This window comes from Corynebacterium amycolatum SK46, assembly GCF_000173655.1.
Taxonomy (GTDB): Bacteria; Actinomycetota; Actinomycetes; order Mycobacteriales; family Mycobacteriaceae; genus Corynebacterium; species Corynebacterium amycolatum_A.
Genome location: NZ_ABZU01000001.1, coordinates 40,766 through 59,438 on the forward strand (window position 1 = coordinate 40,766; position 18,673 = coordinate 59,438).

The window sequence follows — 18,673 nt, forward strand, 5'->3', positions numbered from 1 at the left end:
AAGCAAATTGCTCCTGCCAAATTGACGGATACATACAAATAATGCGCACAACGGACTATACGTGAGACAAACCCTTGATGAGTTTTTAAAGGCCGAAGTATAAGTCACATTGTGCGCATGGACGTATTTAATTGGACGTTCTTACACGAGCTCCACTGAGGCGACTCCCTCGAATTCGTTCAGTGAATCACCGACACCCAACGCGCTACCACGCACGATGATGTCATACTTGCCCGGCGCGACTCCTGCGGTCTCCCAAGTGACCTTGGCGGTGGTATAAATACCGTCCTTGGCAAATTCAATAACAGTTGCCTGGTCCCAGTCGTCAGAAACGATCTCACCGCGGTCATTCTTGACAAGTAGGTAGCCGTCTTCCAGTCGCAAGTCGTTATTCGGATTTGCCGCGACGAATTGGGCAACAGCCTTCTGTCCTACCGTGACGCTTGCAGTCGATTCGAGCACGTCACCAAAGTTCTTGCCCATTGGTGCGGAATCGATAATCTTTCCTCCTGCTGGCGACGGCGGGATGATGCCAGTGAGATCACCTGCAGCACTGCCCGGGTCGACGGCCATGCCGTCGGCAAGCGCGTGAGCGAGATCGTGATAGATGGAGATCATCGCACTGAGCGTGTACTTGCCGAATGCCGTTGCGCCGCCCTCGTAGTCCTGCTGATCGTATTCCTCTGGGGTAGCGACGTAGTGTCCATAGCTGTTGGTGTAGCCCTGGCAGATGACAGTGTCGATTGGAACGCCGAGGACTTCAGCGACGTGCTGACGCATGCGGTAACCCGACATCGTGGTGGGTTCAAGGCCGTTGGTAATCAAGGTGAAGCCACCGATGCGGGTGATGGAGAACATGTGGGTCTGCTGGAGAAGACCATCGATGTAGCCCACTGGCAGCAGGCATTCTTTCTCGCCCTGAATCTCCCGGATGTTTTTCGGGAGTACGACGTTATTGAGCTGACGTACCCACGGTGTGCCTCCGCGCTCGCCCTCGTTGAAACCTAGGGCTGGTTCGCCGCCGCCGTCCTCCTGGCTACTGGCTGCGAAGGCCGCACCGAGGATTGCAGGTCCAGTGCGGTGTGGCTGGCCGTCGGGCGTGAATTGGCCGGCGATGTCGACATCGCCGAGGTTGACCCACTTGTGGACGGTGGAGATTCCGCCTCCTGGCAGTGCAATGGTCTGGCCTTGGGTAGCGTCAATCTGACGCTGACCGAGAATACGGGCGGACTCTGCTTCGTCTCCGTTGCCTGGGCCCGAATTGGGCACGAGCCCCATGTTCGGGCTGATGTCACCCGGGCACGACATGGTAAATGCGGCGACAAAGGGGGCATCGGCCGGCTCACGGTGGGTAACCCCGCGGTCGACCTCGACCTTCCATGCTGCGTAGCCCTTGTTGTCGCCGTCGATGATGGTGTGTTCGGGGCCGAAGGTGGTCGGATGAATTCCGTACCAGTTAATGAAGCCGACTTCGCGACCACCGCGACTCACGTGCAGTGTATGGCTTTCCGGGTTGACTCCGTCGGGGAAGCGACGCAGTTCTTCTTCAGGGTTACGCTTGAATGCCTCTAGGGAGCGGTTGACACCCGCATCCTTGGCAATCCCCTTGGTCAGGTGGATAGTCGACGGCTGGTAATCAGCGTGTGCACGTTCAATTGCCTTGACCACACCGACGACTACAGCTTCGAAAGTGACGGGACGGAATCCGAGAGTCGTCAGGTCGACCATGAGGTGGCCCGATGTACCGCCCGGCGCAACGTGCGTGTGAGATGCGCAGATAAGCACGTTGCCCTCATGGTAGAGGTCTCCGAAGAGAGCTCGGAGACGCCGCAGAACTTCCATCTGGATGGACTGGAACATGAGCCCCATGTCTGCGGTGACGTGAACGACACGGTTGTCGTTGTCATCACCGAAAATGAATGCACGCGCCATCTGGCGAAGACGCAGACCCGAGGTGGTCTGATCCATGACCGCATACCCGTTCATGCCAGCGCCGAGTGGCTCGCCTGTCATGTCAGCCATTCCTCGACCGACATTCAAATTGGTGGTCGAATTCCCCGCGGCGGCAGAAGCCCCGTTTGCAGGAGCCGCGTTTGCCTTTGGTGCACCACTTACGGCAGGCATCATACTCGCAGCTGACACGGCAGTTGCTCCGACGAGGAAGCCTCGCCTGCCCACTTGGTACGGGGCGCGTGCGGTTGGTTCTGCCGAATTCGACGATGATGCCATCTGGGGATCGAGCATGTCACATCCTCTTCATATTTCTTTTTGAATATCAATACATGGGAGATTAATCATCCAATCCCCCACGCGTGGCCTAATGAGCCAAAGTTTCCAAAATTTCCCCCGCGACAGCAGTACCTGATACGACATTCGCAAGGCGGTATCACTACCATGGACACAGTAGAATTTCGCAAGCTTTAGCGCGCTCCCCGTAGACACAACTTCAGAAAGGGCACCATGGCTCAGGCTGTCGGTTTTAACCGCGAGAAGTACATTGAAATGCAATCCGCCCATATTAAGAAGCGGCGCGCAGACATCGCAGGTGAAGGCGGCAAGCTCTATCTCGAAATGGGCGGCAAGCTATTTGATGACATGCATGCCTCGCGTGTTCTCCCCGGCTTCACACCTGACAATAAAATCGCTATGCTCGATCGCCTCAAGGACGATCTGGAAATCATGGTGTGCATCAATGCCAAGGATTTGGAGCGCCACAAGGTCCGCGCTGACCTCGACATCACCTACGAGGATGATGTGCTACGCCTCGTCGACGTCTTTCGTGAACGCGGGTTTGTAGTCGGCAGCGTCGTCGTCACGCAGCTTTCCGACGACAACACCCTGGCAAAGAACTTCATTGAGCGCCTGCAGCGACTCGGATTGAGCGTAATCCGCCATCGCAATATCGAGGGCTACCCAACAAACACGGAGAAAATTGTCAGTGAAGCCGGCTTCGGGCTGAATGAATGGGCACAAACGACGCGGGACTTGGTCGTTGTCACAGCGCCGGGCCCGGGCTCCGGAAAGCTGGCGACCTGCCTATCGCAGATCTACCACGATCACAAACACGGGATTCGTTCCGGTTACGCAAAGTTTGAGACCTTCCCTATCTGGAACCTGGCGCTCGAACACCCGGTAAATCTGGCCTACGAGGCGGCAACGGCTGATCTCGATGACATCAATCTCATCGACCCTTTTCATTTGGCCGCCTATGACACCAAGGTCACCAGCTATAACCGCGATGTCGAGGTCTTCCCGCTGCTGCGCACTCTGTTGGAGAAGCTCGCAGGCGAGTCACCGTACAAGTCACCGACCGACATGGGCGTCAATATGGCCGGTTACTGTATCGACGATGACGAAGTGTGCCGAGAGGCATCGAACCAGGAAATCGTCCGCCGTTACTACAAGGCTCTTGTCGACGAACACAAGAACAGCGCAGACGACGAAGTCTCGCAGCGCATTGCCATGATTATGAGCAAGGCCAACGTGTCGACAGCTGCCCGCCGAGTCGTCGCACCAGCTCTTGAAGTTGAGAAATCTACCGGGGCACCGGGCAGTGCAATCGAATTGCACGATGGCACAATCATCACGGGCAAGACCTCTGAGCTGCTCGGATGCTCAGCAGCAATGCTGCTCAATGCTCTCAAGAAGCTCGCCAATATCGACCCGGACTTGCACTTGCTCTCCCCTGCTGCCATTGAGCCAATTCAAACGCTTAAGACGCATCACCTGGGCAGCCGCAACCCCCGCTTGCATACCGACGAGGTTCTTATCGCCCTTTCCGTGTCGGCGGCCACCAGCGACGATGCCCGCGCAGCCCTCGCCGAGCTGAAGAACCTTCGAAACTGCGATGTCCACACCACCACCATTCTGGGCAGCGTGGACGAAACAATTTTCCGTAACCTCGGTGTCCTAGTTACTTCGGAGCCCAAGTACCAGAAGAAGGCTCTCTATCAGAAGCACTAAACCGGACCAGCAGCTCACGCCGAAAATAGGATAACTGGGAGAGCAGACTAGAATAGTCCCCGTGAGCATCAGCAAGATTCTTCTGTACTACCAGTTCGCCCCGCTGTCCGATCCGCGTGCCATCATGCTGTGGCAGCGCGATCTTTGCGAGTCGTTAGGGCTCAAGGGCCGCATTCTGGTGTCTGAGCACGGCATCAATGGCACCGTCGGCGGTGATCTCGATGCCTGTAAGAAGTACATTAAGAAAACCAAGCAGTACCCCGCTTTTCACTCTATGCAGTTTAAGTGGAGCGAAGGCGGCGCTGATGACTTTCCGAAACTCTCCGTCAAGGTTCGCGACGAAATCGTCGCTTTCGGTGCTCCGGGCGAGCTTAAAGTCGATGCCGATGGTGTCATTGGTGGCGGCACACATTTGAAGCCTGAAGAGGTCAATAAACTGGTTGAGGAACGCGGCGACGATGTCATCTTTTTCGATGGCCGCAACGCAATGGAAGCCGAGATTGGCAAGTTTAAAAACGCCGTCGTCCCGGACGTAAAGACCACGCACGACTTCATCGACGAACTGGAATCCGGCAAGTACGACTGGATGAAGGACAAGCCGGTTATCTCCTACTGCACCGGCGGCATCCGCTGCGAGATCCTCTCCGCACTTATGAAGAACCGCGGTTTCGAGGAGGTCTACCAAATCGACGGCGGTATTGTCCGCTACGGCGAAAAGTTTGGCAATAAAGGGCTGTGGGAAGGCTCTCTATATGTCTTCGACAAGCGCATGCATATGGAGTTTGGCGATGGCATCGAAGACGAGGACTACATACAGCTCGGACACTGCGTCCACTGCGGCAAGCCCACGAACACCTTCCAGAACTGCATCAACGAAGATACCTGCCGTCGTCAGGTGCTTATCTGCGATGACTGCTGGGAGCACACCGAGACACAGCACTGTGGGCGCGAGGACTGCAAGGAAGTGGCCGAAGAGCTAGCGGCGGCAAAGTAGGACGCTCCCTGCTGCCATCGGACTATCTTGAGCGTCTCCGATCAGCACAAATGTGGGTTGTCTACCGAGACGCAGCTAATCTAGTAGGCAACCATGACTACTCCTAGCCGTTCTGATAAACCAGCTCCACGTGCCCAGTCGGGAAACCGCCACTCCGGCCACCGCAATTCCGCCAGGCCGCAGCACTCTGGCAAGCCTGCTAAGGACACGCGTAAAAAAGAGCTCTACCAGCTCGCTGATCAATTGCCGATTCGGGAAGCCCAGTCCTTCCGGCGCCGGCTAAAGCGAGCATCCGCGCCGAAGGCGCTGTCTGCAATCTCTGCAGACCTCAGCTTTGCGCTGGAGCGGTTAGAAGATCGTCGTAAAGCGATTCCTCGCATCACCTACCCTGCCCAGTTGCCGGTGTCCGCGCGCCACGACGACATTGCAGAGGCAATTGAAAACAATCAAGTCGTCATTATTGCTGGTGAGACTGGCTCTGGTAAGACTACGCAGATCCCGAAGATATGCCTCGAACTGGGCCGCGGCGTGCGGGGCAAGATTGGTCACACTCAGCCACGTCGTATTGCAGCGCGTTCCGTCGCGGAGCGCATCGCCCATGAGCTGGGTGAAAAGATTGGACAGCACGTCGGTTATGCCGTGCGTTTTGATGACCGCGTGGGCAAGGATACCTGCATCAAACTGATGACCGACGGTATCTTGCTGGCCGAAATTGGCCGCGACCGACTGTTGCGTGAGTACGACACCATCATCATCGATGAGGCGCACGAACGCAGCCTCAACATCGACTTCCTGCTGGGATATTTAAAGCATATTTTGCCGCAGCGCCCAGATCTGAAGATCATTATCACTTCGGCGACGATTGATCCGGAACGGTTCGCTCGTCATTTCTCGCCTGACGACGAGCACCCTGCGCCCATCATCGAGGTGTCAGGGCGCACCTACCCGGTGGAAATCCGCTATCGCCCGCTGGTGCGGACTGTTGTTGCGAAAAATGGGCAAGAAAAGGAAGTCGCCATTGAGCAGATCGATGGTGTTATCGCTGCGTGTGAAGAGCTCATGCGGCTTGGCGACGGCGATATCCTGGTGTTCTTTTCGGGTGAGCGAGAGATCCGAGAAGCTGCCGAAGCCATCGAGGGCAAACACTGGAAAGGCGTAGAAGCCGTTCCACTATTCGGTCGGCTCTCTAATGCAGAGCAGCATCGGATCTTCACTCCGCATTCCGGGCGTCGCATTGTTCTGGCGACCAACATCGCGGAAACGTCGCTGACGGTCCCTGGTATCGAGTATGTCGTCGATACTGGTACCGCGCGCATTTCGCGCTACTCCACCCGCACAAAGGTGCAGCGCCTGCCAGTCGAGGACATCAGCCAGGCATCCGCAAATCAGCGCTCTGGTCGCTGTGGTCGTGTAGCTGATGGTGTGGCGATCCGTCTCTACAGCGAGGAGGATTATCTCTCGCGTCCCGAGTTTACGGATCCGGAGATTCTGCGCACCAATCTCGCTTCGGTGGTATTGCAAATGATTTCTCTGCGGCTTGGCGCGATTGAGGACTTCCCCTTTGTCCAGCCACCAGAGCACAAGGCAATCCGCGATGGGATTAACCTGCTAACAGAGCTTCAGGCTATTACCACCACGTCGGGGTCTGGCGCCCCCGAGCTGACGGATATCGGCCGACAGATTGCCCGTATCCCAGTTGACCCGCGTCTTGCCCGCATGCTGGTCGAAGGGTACGAGAACACTACCCTCGGGGCTGTAACCGTCATTGTCGCCGCTCTATCTCTGCAGGATGTTCGCGAACGCCCGCTGGAGTTCCAGGCTCAGGCAGATCAGCTACATGCCCGTTTTAAGGACACCACCAGCGACTTCAACTCCCTACTGAAGCTCTGGGAATACCTGGAGGAAAAGCGCCGCGAGCTTAGCGGTAACCAGTTCCGCAAGATGTGCAAGCGCGAGTACCTCCATTATCTGCGCGTTCGCGAGTGGCAGGACTTGGTACGTCAGCTCCACCAGGCAACGGCTGAGCTGGGCTGGCATCTCTCGGCCCGCAGCTCAACCAGCGGTGTCGACAATCCCGACGAGGTGGCAAAGTCGCTGTTACCGGGTCTGTTGTCGATGATTGGTACGCGCGAGGGCGAGGGCAAGGAATTTACTGGCACCCGCAACACTAAGTTCCTCATTCACCCCTCGTCCGCGTTGGCAAAGAAGCCGCCTCGCTGGGTGATGGCTGCGGAAATCGTCGAGACCTCGCGAACTTTTGCGCGCAACGTAGGCACGATTCAGCCGCAGTGGGTAGAGAAGGTAGCTCCTCATCTGCTCAAGCACCAGTACTCAGAGCCTCACTGGTCTACTAAGCGCGGTGCAGCGATGGCTTACCAGAAGTCGACGCTCTACGGCGTGCCTGTGGTGGTTGATCGCCTGGTGCCATATCACCGAGTCGATGCCGACGCCGCCCGCTCGATCTTCATTCGCTCTGCGCTTGTCGACGGCGAGTGGAACACACACCACGAGTTCTTCAAGAACAACCAGGACAAACTTGCCGAAGCCGAGAAGATCGAGGAAAAGCAGCGTTCCCGCGGCATTGTCGTCGATGACGACGTGCTCTACGCGTTCTACGACTCCAAGCTGCCCGCCTCTATCACCACGGCCGCCAATTTTGACCGCTGGTGGAAGAAAACTAAGCCCAAGCAGCCGAATCTACTGGACTTTGACCCCAATAAACTGCTCAACCCCGAAGCCGGCGACATCGATGACAACGCCTTCCCCGAAATGTGGCAGCAGGGCTCGGTCGAGTTCTCACTGTCCTATAAATTCGAACCGGGCGCCCCTGATGACGGTGTGACTCTCCGTGTCCCCGTGCCTCTCCTTGCAGGTCTGCGTGAAGATGGCTTCGACTGGCAGGTGCCAGGTCTTCGCTCTGAGCTCGCAGAAGCCTACATTCGCACTCTGCCGAAGGCACTGCGGAAGTCCGTTGTCCCCGCCCCGGATTTCGCACGCCGCGCGCTGGAGACGATGACTCCGTACTCAGGCCGCTTCGTCGATGTTTTTGCCGATGCTTTACGACGACTCGGAGGCTCGGGCATCAATGGTGCAGACTTTGCCCCTTCGAAGCTGCCAGCACACTTGCGCTTTAACTACGCGGTGGTAGACCGCCATGGAAAGATTGTCGATCAGAGCCGGAATCTTGCTGCGCTTCGAGACAAGCATGCCACGACTGTCTCAACTGCTGTGTCGAAACGTTCGAAGTCTGCAGCTCGCGAAGCTGTGAAAAAGTGGACTTCAGACAACTTGGGCGCCGTCTCAGAAACGGTCAAAAGTACTGTCGACGGTCAGTCCGTCACGATGTATCCGACGCTGGTGACCACCAAGGATGGCGTGGCCATCGAGGTCAAACCAACTAAGGCGCAGGCAGAGGCGACGTTGGCGACCACAAATTTGACAATGTTATTGCGGGATTGCCCAGTAAATAGTGCACAAATGACTAAGGGGCTTCCACTGCAGCAACGTGTTGGCGTGGACGCATGGCCACATGGGGGCGCCGATGGGCTTGTCGAGGACTGCCGTGTCGCCGTGATTCGCGACCGTATGATGGCTGCCGGTGGGCCGGTCCGCGATCCGAAGGAATTCGACAAACTACTCGAACACGTTCGTTCTGGGGTCGCCTCAGAGGTGCGCCAATTGGTCGTCGGCGTTGCCCAGGCGATGCCCCGCTATGTCTCGGTGGTGAATCAACTAAACAAGTGGGAAGGCGATGCCATTGACGATATGCGTCGCCAGCTGGAGTTCATGTTCCCTAAGGGCGCTGTGGCAAGGCACGGTTGGCAGCATCTACGCCATTTGCCACGTTATCTCCAAGCGATGGAGATTCGACTTGAGGAAATGAACCGTGACCCGGACCGTGATGCTGAACGTGAGGATGAGGTCGCTGAGGCCCGCGAATACTTGGCGGCAAAGCTTCAGCAGCTGCCTAAGGCACGTTCGAATTCCGCCGAGGTACGGGATATTCAGTGGCTCATCCAAGAGCTGCGTGTCAGCCTTTTCGCACAACGCTTGGGTACCGCCCAGAGCGTATCCCTGACCCGAGTAAAGAAACGTGTGGATAAACTGCGTTAGTTCTTTTTAACCTCGTTGCCATTTACCTGCGGTCCTTTCCCCTTCCGCATGCTGGCAATCTCCTGCGCGAAATCGTCGGCGGAGGAAAAGGACTTGTACACTGAAGCGAAACGGAGATAACCAACTTCGTCCAGTTCTTTCAGCGGCTCAAGGATGGCAAGGCCGATATCGTTCGAGTCCACCCGGGGCGTGCCTTTCTCGCGTAGGCTCTCCTCCACTTTTTGTGCAAGTTTCTTCAGCTGAGACTCTGATACTTCGCGCCCCTGGCACGCACGTCGAACACCCTGGATAACCTTTTCGCGGTTGAACTCCTCGGGGATTCCATCCCGTTTAACAACCATCAGTTGGGAGCGTTCAATCGTAGAAAAACGTTTGCCGCAATTCAGGCATTCCCTCCGGCGACGAATCCCCATACCGTTATCTATCAACCGTGAGTCCAAGACTCGTGTCTGATCATGATGACAAAACTGGCAATACACGGTCTCCAGTCTACGTCCAACCCCAACGTCGGAAACCGGAATGATTACTGCGCGGAGTAGGAAGCGTACGTAGACGTAAAGGTGCTTTCGACTGCCTCACTTTGTCCCTGTTCAAAGACCATGCTGCCGAAAACCCCGAAGAAAGCACCGAGCCCTAGAGCCCATACCGCCATCAAACGAGTCAGATTTGTGCCTGCGGATACATCACTTCGATTGGACTGCTGCGCCCTGCTGACGGATAGAGATGGACGCCCGTAGTTGACCGAGACATGACCAGGCCGCGACCTGTCCCTACGCATTCGCGCCGATGAAGATCCATTGCGATTGCACTGTGCAATACGTGCACGCTGACCGGGCCGAACGATGTGCTGTGTGCAAGACGCACTACGTTCACCCCACACCAGCGGGGCTTTCCGTGTCGTCCGAGCAGGGAGCTCGGAAACTTGAGAAAAGTCAATATTAGATGTGCTGCTAACACCTAGTGCGGTTGAAACCGTAGACATCATGTTTTCTCCCTTTCCAACGTTGACTCTCCCACCTCTGCCAGACTGGAGAGCATAAGAGTTGTACGACCGTTTCCCGACGCTGTGGAGACTATGTCCAAGGGCGGATGCGGAGAATCCGTCTAGACCTTTTCATCAAACGACTGTTCGAGTAACTTGTCATGTTCGATTTATAACACCATGTTCGAACCATGTCTAGCGCTATCCGGATTTATTTTCGATTTTCGTTGTCGCCACCGCCCCCGAACACGGATAATGTACATCTTTCCCGAAGAACCAAAGGACGCACGGTGTTCGATGCTCGACGATTCGAACAGCTTTGAGTTATGATTCATTCGAAAGAGTTTGAGAAGGGATGTTCCATGGCTCAAAAGAAGAAAGCGAACCCTAAAACACTTACCGATCGGCAGCGTCGCATTCTTGACGTCATTTCGGATGCCGTCGTACTTCGCGGATACCCACCGAGCATTCGAGAAATTGGAGATGCCGTAGGCCTGAATTCCACCTCGTCGGTGGCATACCAACTCAAGGAGTTGGAAAAGAAGGGCTTTCTCCGCCGCGACCCACACAAACCACGCGCGGTAAACGTAAGGGATTCGAAGTCCTCGGCTGGCACTTTCACTCCGGTAAAGCCTGGGCCAAAGGCTACTGGCAGCACCCAAACTCCTGAGATGCCAGAGGACATGCCAGAACCAATCTTCGTTCCTATCGTTGGACAGATTGCGGCTGGCAACCCCATTTTGGCGGAGCAGCATGTGGAAAGTCATATGGCACTCCCTATGGAGATCACGGGCTCTGGTCAGCTATACCTACTCAAAGTCGTGGGTGATTCCATGGTTGACGCGGGCATTCTCGACGGAGACTGGGTGGTAGTCCGTTCCCAAGACGTGGTCGAACAGGGAGACTTTGTTGCAGCCCTGTTTGAAGATGAAGCAACAGTCAAGGAATGGCACGAAGACGCTGCTGGCAAGTGGCTCATGCCCCATAATCGCGCATTTGACCCACTTCCCGCGGAGCACGCCAAGATCCTCGGCAAGATTGTCAGCGTCCTACGCAGTCTCTAATTTCCCACATTTTCGTTGCCCGAAACAGACATAAACGGGCATACTGGAAACAGGTAGTAGAGCTGAGAATTCTTAACAGCTAAGGAGCGGGGAATGTACGCAGAGGAACGCCGCCGGAAGATTGCGTCTTTGACAGCAGTGGAAGGGCGCGTGACGGTCGCTGATCTTGCGGAAGCTTTCGATGTCACAGCAGAGACGATTCGCCGTGACCTAGCTCAGTTGGATGCAGAGGGCGCAGTTCACCGCGTACACGGTGGCGCCGTAGCTACTCGTTCTTTTCAGACTGTTGAGTTTTCAGTTGCCGCTCGAAAGAACGCGCAGAAGGACGCGAAGCTCTCTATCGCCCGCTGTGCTGCGGATTTTCTGCCTGACTCTGGCGGTGGAATTTTTCTCGATGCCGGAACTACCACCGAGGCTCTTGCAGAGCTGATGGTCCACTCCCCTGATAACCGCCGTTGGTCGGTTGTCACAAACTCTCTTCCCAACGCCATCACACTCGCAGGATCGAACCGCATTGAGCTTCAACTCCTTGGCGGCCAAGTTCGCGTCATTACTCAGGCGGTTGCTGGCGATACGGCACTCCGCACTCTCGCAGTTATGCGTGCCGATGTAGCTTTCATTGGATCTAATGCCTTGACAATTGACCACGGTCTTTCTACTGCTGATCCACAGGAAGCAGCAGTAAAGCGCGCGATGATTACGAATGCGCGCAAAGTCATCGTCATGGCGGACTCGACGAAACTTGGCCGCGACTTCCTTGTCAGCTTTGCGGCATTGGAAGATATCGACGTCGTGATTACAGATTCCTCTGCCCCGGAACAATTCGTAAACGATCTCAGGGAGCAAGGTGTCGAGGTCGTGATTGCTTCATGATCCTGACCTTGACTGTAAATCCGTCGATCGATCGACTTGCTCGACTCGATACGGAGCTCAAACGAGGTGGAGTGTTCCGCCTACCAATGGCTGAGGACATGGCTGGCGGCAAGGGAATTAATGTGTCCAAGGCCTTGCACTACGCGGGAGAAAAAACGCTCGCGCTCTACCCGGCATCGGACTCCGGAAAATTCACGCGTCTGTTGGAAGTCTCTGGCATACCCCATGAAGCCATCAACACGACTAACGAAGCCCGCGTTAATCTCACACTCGCAGAGCCAGATGGGACGACCACCAAGCTCAATTCCCCTGGCATGACATTGACGAAAGCGCACCGTAGGCGTGTCCTGGAGAAGCTTATCCACCATGCTAAACGCGCCACCTGGGTAGTTTTCGCAGGTTCACTGCCCCCTGGTGTCCCCCGGGATTTTTACGTTCAATGCACCGAAGCGGTGTATTCGGTCAATCCGAATATTCGTGTTGCGCTGGACACTAGCGACGGCCCACTGACTGAGGTCGTTCGCGCATTTCCGAAGGTGCGGCCTTTTTTGATGAAGCCAAACGCATACGAGCTTGGCCAAATCATTGACCAGGATGGCGAAGTGCTAGAGGCCGCTGCAGCCGAAGGGAACTATCTTCCCGTAGCGCAGGCTGCACGTGCGCTGAACGAGCTTGGCGTTTCCGAAGTCCTTGCCACTCTCGGCGAAGCAGGGGCGGTACTTTCGGTGAAATCAGGCGATTGTTTCGCTGCTACCTCCCCCTCGATAGTCGCTCAGTCCACGGTCGGTGCTGGAGACTGTGCTTTGGCCGGCTACGTTATGTCCCGCGAACGCGGTGATAGCTACCAAGATGCACTAACCACGGCCGTGGCTTATGGGGCGGCGGCAACCAGTCTTCCCGGTACGACCATCCCCTATCCAGAACAGGTTCACCCCGAGGCCGGCCGGTTATGGCAGCTCGACGCTTAGCTTTTCGATGCCTAGATAAGGAGCATTAGAAAACCATGTCTTCTTCGGCAGATTTTTCCGCTATTGCATCAGACCTGGCCGATGAGTCGACAGTGTTCCTTGACCTTGATATCGGTCCGCAAAAGGAGAAGATCCTTAACTACCTCATCGCTAAAGCTGTAGAGACCAGCCGCGCCACCGACAGCAACGGCATCGTCGCAGCAGCCCTCGAACGCGAAGAGAAGGCCCCGACAGGTCTGCCGGGCGGGATAGCCATCCCCCACTGCCGCCATGAGGACTGGTCGAAGCCGACCCTGATATTTGCCCGCTTAACCGGCGCTACGGAATTCACCACACCAGACGGGCCGGCGGACCTGCTCTTTTTCATCGGTGTCCCATCTACTAACAGCGATGTCCACGTCGACATTCTGGCTGCACTCGCAAAAGCACTTCGCGATAAGGGGTTTCGCGCAGCTCTTCGCGGTGCTGAAAACGACGATGAGGCCGCCCAGATTATTAGCGAGCACATCACCAAAGCGCCTCGTCGGAAAGCGAAAAATCCTCCGACGAAGACCAATATCGTCGCCATTACGGCCTGCCCCACTGGTATCGCTCACACTTACTTAGCAGCCGAAGCGCTTACTGGCGCGGCAGAAAGCATGGCTGATGTCACGCTAACTGTAGAAACTCAGGGCTCGGTAGGAACCCAGGACGCCCCCACAGAGGCAATTGACCGGGCCGACGTGCTGGTAATCGCTGCCGATATTGGAGTCACGGGGCTCAAGCGTTTCAGCGATAAACCACAGGTCAAAGTGCCAATTCGTAAGGCAGTCAATGAACCCACTGCGGTTATTGAACAAGCGAAAGCGGTAGCAGAACAATCACGCGTTCGCGCCTACGACCGAAAGGCGCCGCAGCCTAAGGATGACCACGACAAAAAAGCCGGTTCGCAAGCCGGTGATGCAGGCGCATACCCTACATCTGAGAGAGCACGGGCTGCTACGGAGGCAAGGGCGCCTAAACCGTCGTTACGCGGCGACAAAGCCTTTGGACACTGGGTTCGTGATGCCATTATGACCGGTGTCAGCTATATGGTGCCGTTCGTGGCCGCTTCTGGTTTGTTGATTGCGCTGGGATTCCTCGTCGGCGGTCATCAGGTTGGTCTAGTGGCTGACGCCGTGACTAGGGATTTGCGGCTGCCGGAGGTTATCGGGCTTGATGCTCCGATTGCTGTGCCGACGAAGGATCTCGGCACCGTGCTAGTTGATCGTAGTGGTCTGTGGCTGTATCTCGGCTCGGCGCTTTTTGCCATTGGCAACCACGGCATGCAGGTCATTGTGGCTGTAATGAGTGCTTATATTGCCTTTGGCATGACTGGCAGAGCCGGTATTGCACCAGGCTTCATTGGCGGTGCCATCGCGGTCACGGTTGGCGCCGGCTTCCTTGGGGGCCTAGTGACAGGGATTCTGGCGGGACTAGTCGTAGCCTTACTGTTGAGGATGAGAGTCCCGGACTGGCTACGACCGCTAATGCCGGTTGTCGTGATTCCTATGCTCGGGGCTATGACCGTTGGGCTCACCATGTACCTGCTTCTCGGGATGCCGCTGGCATGGCTGATGACAGCTCTGCAGCAGTGGCTGCAATCACTGGATACGGCAGCGGCGTTCCTGTTCGGTGGTCTTCTCGGCGCAATGATGTGCGTGGATATGGGCGGAATGATCAACAAGGCTGCTTATCTTTTTGCCGTCGCAAACATCGCCTCGGCAGATCCAGCATCATGGAAGGTCATGGCCGCTGTGATGGCGGCGGGCATGGTACCTCCATTGGCTACATCTCTGGCAGTTGTGCTCCGACCAAAGCTGTTCAGTTCGGCGGAGCGTCAAAACGGCAAAGCGGGCTGGGTGCTCGGTGCTGCCTTCATTTCAGAGGGAGTGATTCCCTTCGCCGCCGCAGATCCGCTACGTGTGATTCCGTCGATTGTGATTGGCGGTGCCGTCACCGGTGGCACCTCAATGGCTTTGGGTGCGGCCACACGTGTTCCGCACGGAGGTATTTTCGTGCTGTTTGCAATCGACAACCCTGTCGCATGGCTTGCTGCAATCGTCTTGGGCAGCATAGTGGCAGCTATTCTCGTTGTGGCAGCTAAAAGTCTGTGGCCGCGGCAAGTCAGCACCGATAGTCAAAACGTAGAAGGATTTCTGCAAACTTCACCAAACATGCCCCATCCCAACCTGCCAAGCGATTAAGCTCTGAACAGGTGTCGAGGAAATCGATAAGCAGAAAGGCAAGGTGCCGCCCCATGGCTACGCAACACGTCCACGTCGGCTCCAAGGTGGGTATTCATGCCCGCCCCGCGTCGGTAATCGCTGAGCGTGCCTCCCGATTTCAGGAAGAAATACTGATCGAACTCATTGATTCACCCGAGCCCGACAACGAACCGGCTGATGCCTCCTCAACTTTGATGCTAATGGCACTCGGCGCAGGATATGGCGATGAAGTCGCCGTCACCAGTACAAACGCAGTTGCGGTGGAGAAGATAGCACAGCTCATTGCCCAAGATTTGAGCGATTAAGAGCAATCAGCTTAACGACGAAACATCGTGGCAACGGTCACGGGGTTCCGTCGTTAAGCATTCGTGCAAGATCTTGCCCTGGACAGGAGGCCTACGAGCGGTTCTCGCCGATGCGGTTGTAGAGCCAGTTCAAAATTGGATAGCCGATAATAATGCCGACCGAACCCCAAGCAATGCCCTCCAGCGTCAGCGAACCAATGTCGAGGGTGAGGTTGCCGATACCCGCAATCAGCGCGGTGGCGGCAGCGGTGAGATTGACCGGGTTGTTGAAGTCGACCTTTTCGTCCATCCAGATGCGCACACCGAGCAGACCGATCAGGCCGTAGAGCACCATCGTTGCCCCACCGAGCACGCCGGTAGGAATGGTCAAGATAAGTGCGCCGAACTTTGGAATGAAAGCCAGTGCAATGGCCGTGAAAGCTGCCACCCAGTAAGCGGCGGTCGAATAGACACGGGTAGCGGCCATAACCCCGATATTCTCAGCGTAGGTAGTGGTACCAGAACCACCAGCTGAACCGGCGATGGTGGTGGCTAGACCGTCTGCAATAAGAGCATCTCCAGCGATGTCATCGAGGTTTCGGCCAGTCATGGCAGCAACAGCCTTGACGTGACCGACATTCTCGGCAATCAGCACCACGATGACAGGCAGACCAATCAGCATCGCATTGACGTGGAACTCCGGTGCGTGGAATGCGGGCATACCAATCCAGGCGGCATTGCCGACGGTTTCTGTAGCCTCGGGCGAGAGATTTCCGGTGGCAGCGGCGAAGATCCAGCCGATTAGTACGCCGATAAGGACTCCCAGACGGCTGACCATACCGCGGCCAGCGACGGTTGCGAAGACAATGGATGCCATCGTGACAAATGCGACCAACGGCTGAGTGGCGAAGTTCTCCGTGGCAGCAGGCGCCAGATTAAGTCCGATGAGAGCGACGATGCTTCCTGTTACTACAGGGGGCATGATCATATCGAGGACACGCTTGCCGGCGAACTTTACTACGAAGCCAACGAGCATGAGCGCAATGCCGGCGCAGAGCACGACACCGAGCTGAACACCAATACCCTGCGCCTGTGTCGCGGTCAGTGGCGCGATGAAGGCAAACGACGAGCCCAGGTAAGAGGGCAAGCGATTTCGGGTGATCAGCAGGAAGACAATCGTGCCGATACCCGAGAACAGCAGTGTGGTGTTGACTGGAAAACCGGTCAACAACGGCACCAGAAGAGTTGCACCAAACATGGCAATGACGTGCTGTGCGCCGATGCCAATCGTGCGAGGCCAATCGAGGCGTTCGTTGGGAGCCACCACGGCTCCCGGTGCGATCTTTCGACCGTCACCGTGAATATCCCAACCGAAAAGACGGCCACGTTCGGCGTTTTCAGCAGACGGATTTGCGGAGGTTCCCTGTCGGGTCTCCGCGTCAGAAGTAGAATTCATGGTCTTAATGCTAGTGGATGCCCACCGCAGATCACGCCACGGATACCGCCTCAACCCCAGGACTGCCGGAGCTCTTTTCCGCTCGCACTATTCCGGCTAGGAGTCAATGCTACTTTCCTCATTCGCATCAGCCGTGAAGTCAGTATCTGCTGCAGGTTCAATGTGGTACGCCGACAGTTCATCCGCGAGGCTAGTGGGCAAACGCACATCCATCTGGGTGCCTTGCTCCGTCCATGTCTCCGACAGCACGGTCGCATCTTCGTGGAGCATGGAGACAATATTGCCCTTGTCATAGGGGATCAACATGTGAACGTGAGACTCCAGCTCATTGAGAGCAAGCTCGAGTCGGGTCTCCAGTTCACCGATCCCCTCACCCGTTCGCGCAGAGACAAAGACCGCATCATCGAGCTGGTGGCGCAGTTGTGCCAGGGTAATGCCATCGGCCTTGTCCACCTTGTTGACTACCAACAGCTCGGGCGGAATCTCAGCCTTTTCTTCCTCCGCGATTTCGTTGATGACTTTGTTGACAGCCTTAATCTGATCCAGCGGGAATGGGTCAGAGGAGTCTACGACGTGCATGATGACGTCGGCTTCGAGTACCTCTTCCAAGGTCGAGCGAAAAGCTTCAATGAGCTGGGTCGGCAAGTGGCGAACAAATCCGACCGTATCGGTCATAATCACCGTGCGGCCGTCGCGAAGCTTGGTGCGACGAGTCGTCGGATCCAGCGTTGCAAACAGCGCGTCTTCCACCAACACCCCAGCGTCTGTCAGCGCATTGAGCAACGAAGACTTGCCCGCGTTGGTGTAGCCGACAATTGCCACGCGCGGCAGGTGCCCAGCCTTACGACGTGCGCGCTTAATCTCACGCGCAGTCTTCATGCCGGCCAATTCCTTGCGAATCCGCGCCATATCTTGGCGCAGTCGCCGACGATCGGTTTCAATCTTAGTTTCACCCGGACCACGCAGACCCACGCCGCCGTTAGAGCCCGCGCGACCACCAGCCTGACGCGACAGGTTGCCACCCCAGCCGCGCAGACGCGTGTACAAGTACTGCATCTGTGCCAGCGAGACCTGCGCCTTGCCCTCCTTGGACTTCGCGTGCTGAGCAAAGATATCCAGAATCAGCATGGTGCGGTCAATAACCTTGGCGTCAAGCCGGTCTTCCAGCGCCACCAATTGGCCGGGGGACAGCTCACCGTCGCAAATAACTGTATCTGCGCCGGTAGAAGCGACAATATCGCGAAGCTCGTTGAGCTTGCCAGATCCCACGTAAGTGCCAGGGTCCGGCTTATCGCGGCGCTGCAGCACCATCTCTAAAACTTCCGAACCTGCAGTCTCTGCCAGTGCGGCGAGCTCCTCCATCGCCACTTCGGCTTCCTGAAGGGTCCCGGATGTCCAGACACCGAGCAGCACCACGCGTTCTAGGCGGAGCTGACGGTACTCGACCATCGCCTCTTCAGACTCAGTATGTGCTACTGACCTGGTCAGCCGGCGCAGAGAGGAACGCGCCTCCAGATCCAAATCACCGACCGTAGGTTCCCTTTGCGTGCCGACGTTCGTTGCGAACGCATCCCCGGAGGCACTATCGGCGTTTTCGCCAGCATCATTAGCGTCGATGAGAAAATCGTCCATCTCGTGCGAGGTGCTAGCCTGCTGCGACATTTCGTCGCTGACCTCATCAAAGTTGTTGGAAAAATTCGTCATACTAGCTGCTATTGTCGCATGACAAG

The 18,673-nt window shown here is 56.4% G+C and carries 12 protein-coding genes; 8 read left to right on the forward strand and 4 right to left on the reverse strand.

Translation table 11 applies throughout. From position 1 onward, the window contains the following. Positions 1-141 precede the first annotated feature (141 nt). Complete coding sequence (locus CORAM0001_RS00200; RefSeq protein ID WP_005509676.1) at positions 142-2,244, reverse strand: neutral/alkaline non-lysosomal ceramidase N-terminal domain-containing protein; 2,103 nt, start codon at positions 2,242-2,244, stop codon at positions 142-144. Between the two features lie 216 nt (positions 2,245-2,460). Between CORAM0001_RS00200 and CORAM0001_RS00205 the strand changes: the two genes are divergently transcribed. The 3 genes from CORAM0001_RS00205 to hrpA all read left to right on the forward strand — a co-directional run bounded on the left by CORAM0001_RS00205 (position 2,461) and on the right by hrpA (position 9,070). Continuing rightward, positions 2,461-3,963 (forward strand): DUF1846 domain-containing protein, encoded by a 1,503-nt coding sequence (locus tag CORAM0001_RS00205; RefSeq protein WP_005509323.1) that lies wholly within the window; start codon positions 2,461-2,463, stop codon positions 3,961-3,963. A 61-nt stretch (positions 3,964-4,024) separates the two neighbouring features. Next, the gene (trhO, locus tag CORAM0001_RS00210) at positions 4,025-4,957 is read left to right on the forward strand and encodes an oxygen-dependent tRNA uridine(34) hydroxylase TrhO (RefSeq protein ID WP_005509678.1); all 933 of its coding nucleotides are present in this window, start codon (positions 4,025-4,027) and stop codon (positions 4,955-4,957) included. Positions 4,958-5,050: 93 nt separating this feature from the next. Beyond that, the gene (gene hrpA / locus CORAM0001_RS00215; RefSeq protein WP_005509409.1) at positions 5,051-9,070 is read left to right on the forward strand and encodes an ATP-dependent RNA helicase HrpA; all 4,020 of its coding nucleotides are present in this window, start codon (positions 5,051-5,053) and stop codon (positions 9,068-9,070) included. Here the strand turns inward: hrpA and nrdR are convergent. After that, positions 9,067-9,549 (reverse strand): transcriptional regulator NrdR, encoded by a 483-nt coding sequence (nrdR, locus tag CORAM0001_RS00220; protein WP_005509396.1) that lies wholly within the window; start codon positions 9,547-9,549, stop codon positions 9,067-9,069. The two genes, hrpA and nrdR, sit on opposite strands and share 4 nt — an antisense overlap. Positions 9,550-10,414: 865 nt before the next feature. On the opposite strand from nrdR, the gene lexA reads away from it, so the two are divergent. From lexA to CORAM0001_RS00245, 5 genes are all read left to right on the forward strand, one after another. Further along, a complete protein-coding gene (gene lexA / locus CORAM0001_RS00225) occupies positions 10,415-11,116 on the forward strand; it encodes a transcriptional repressor LexA (protein WP_005509663.1) in 702 nt (233 codons plus the stop codon). A gap of 93 nt (positions 11,117-11,209) precedes the next feature. Continuing rightward, on the forward strand, positions 11,210-11,989 hold the full coding sequence (locus tag CORAM0001_RS00230; RefSeq protein WP_005509486.1) for a DeoR/GlpR family DNA-binding transcription regulator: 780 nt from the start codon (positions 11,210-11,212) through the stop codon (positions 11,987-11,989). Then, positions 11,986-12,957 carry a 1-phosphofructokinase family hexose kinase gene (locus tag CORAM0001_RS00235; protein WP_005509628.1) on the forward strand — a complete coding sequence of 324 codons (972 nt, stop codon included), beginning with the start codon at positions 11,986-11,988 and terminating at the stop codon, positions 12,955-12,957. Before CORAM0001_RS00230 ends, CORAM0001_RS00235 begins: the two co-directional genes overlap by 4 nt. A gap of 35 nt (positions 12,958-12,992) precedes the next feature. Beyond that, positions 12,993-15,182 carry a PTS fructose transporter subunit IIABC gene (locus tag CORAM0001_RS00240; RefSeq protein WP_005509694.1) on the forward strand — a complete coding sequence of 730 codons (2,190 nt, stop codon included), beginning with the start codon at positions 12,993-12,995 and terminating at the stop codon, positions 15,180-15,182. Positions 15,183-15,235: 53 nt separating this feature from the next. Then, positions 15,236-15,508 carry an HPr family phosphocarrier protein gene (locus CORAM0001_RS00245; RefSeq protein WP_005509351.1) on the forward strand — a complete coding sequence of 91 codons (273 nt, stop codon included), beginning with the start codon at positions 15,236-15,238 and terminating at the stop codon, positions 15,506-15,508. 91 nt (positions 15,509-15,599) lie between these two features. Here the strand turns inward: CORAM0001_RS00245 and CORAM0001_RS00250 are convergent, their stop codons facing one another. Then, entirely contained in the window at positions 15,600-16,943 is a 1,344-nt protein-coding gene (locus tag CORAM0001_RS00250) for a uracil-xanthine permease family protein (protein WP_005509433.1), read from the reverse strand. Between the two features lie 96 nt (positions 16,944-17,039). Next, positions 17,040-18,647 carry a GTPase HflX gene (gene hflX, locus CORAM0001_RS00255; RefSeq protein ID WP_005509377.1) on the reverse strand — a complete coding sequence of 536 codons (1,608 nt, stop codon included), beginning with the start codon at positions 18,645-18,647 and terminating at the stop codon, positions 17,040-17,042. Between the last annotated feature and the right edge of the window lie 26 nt (positions 18,648-18,673).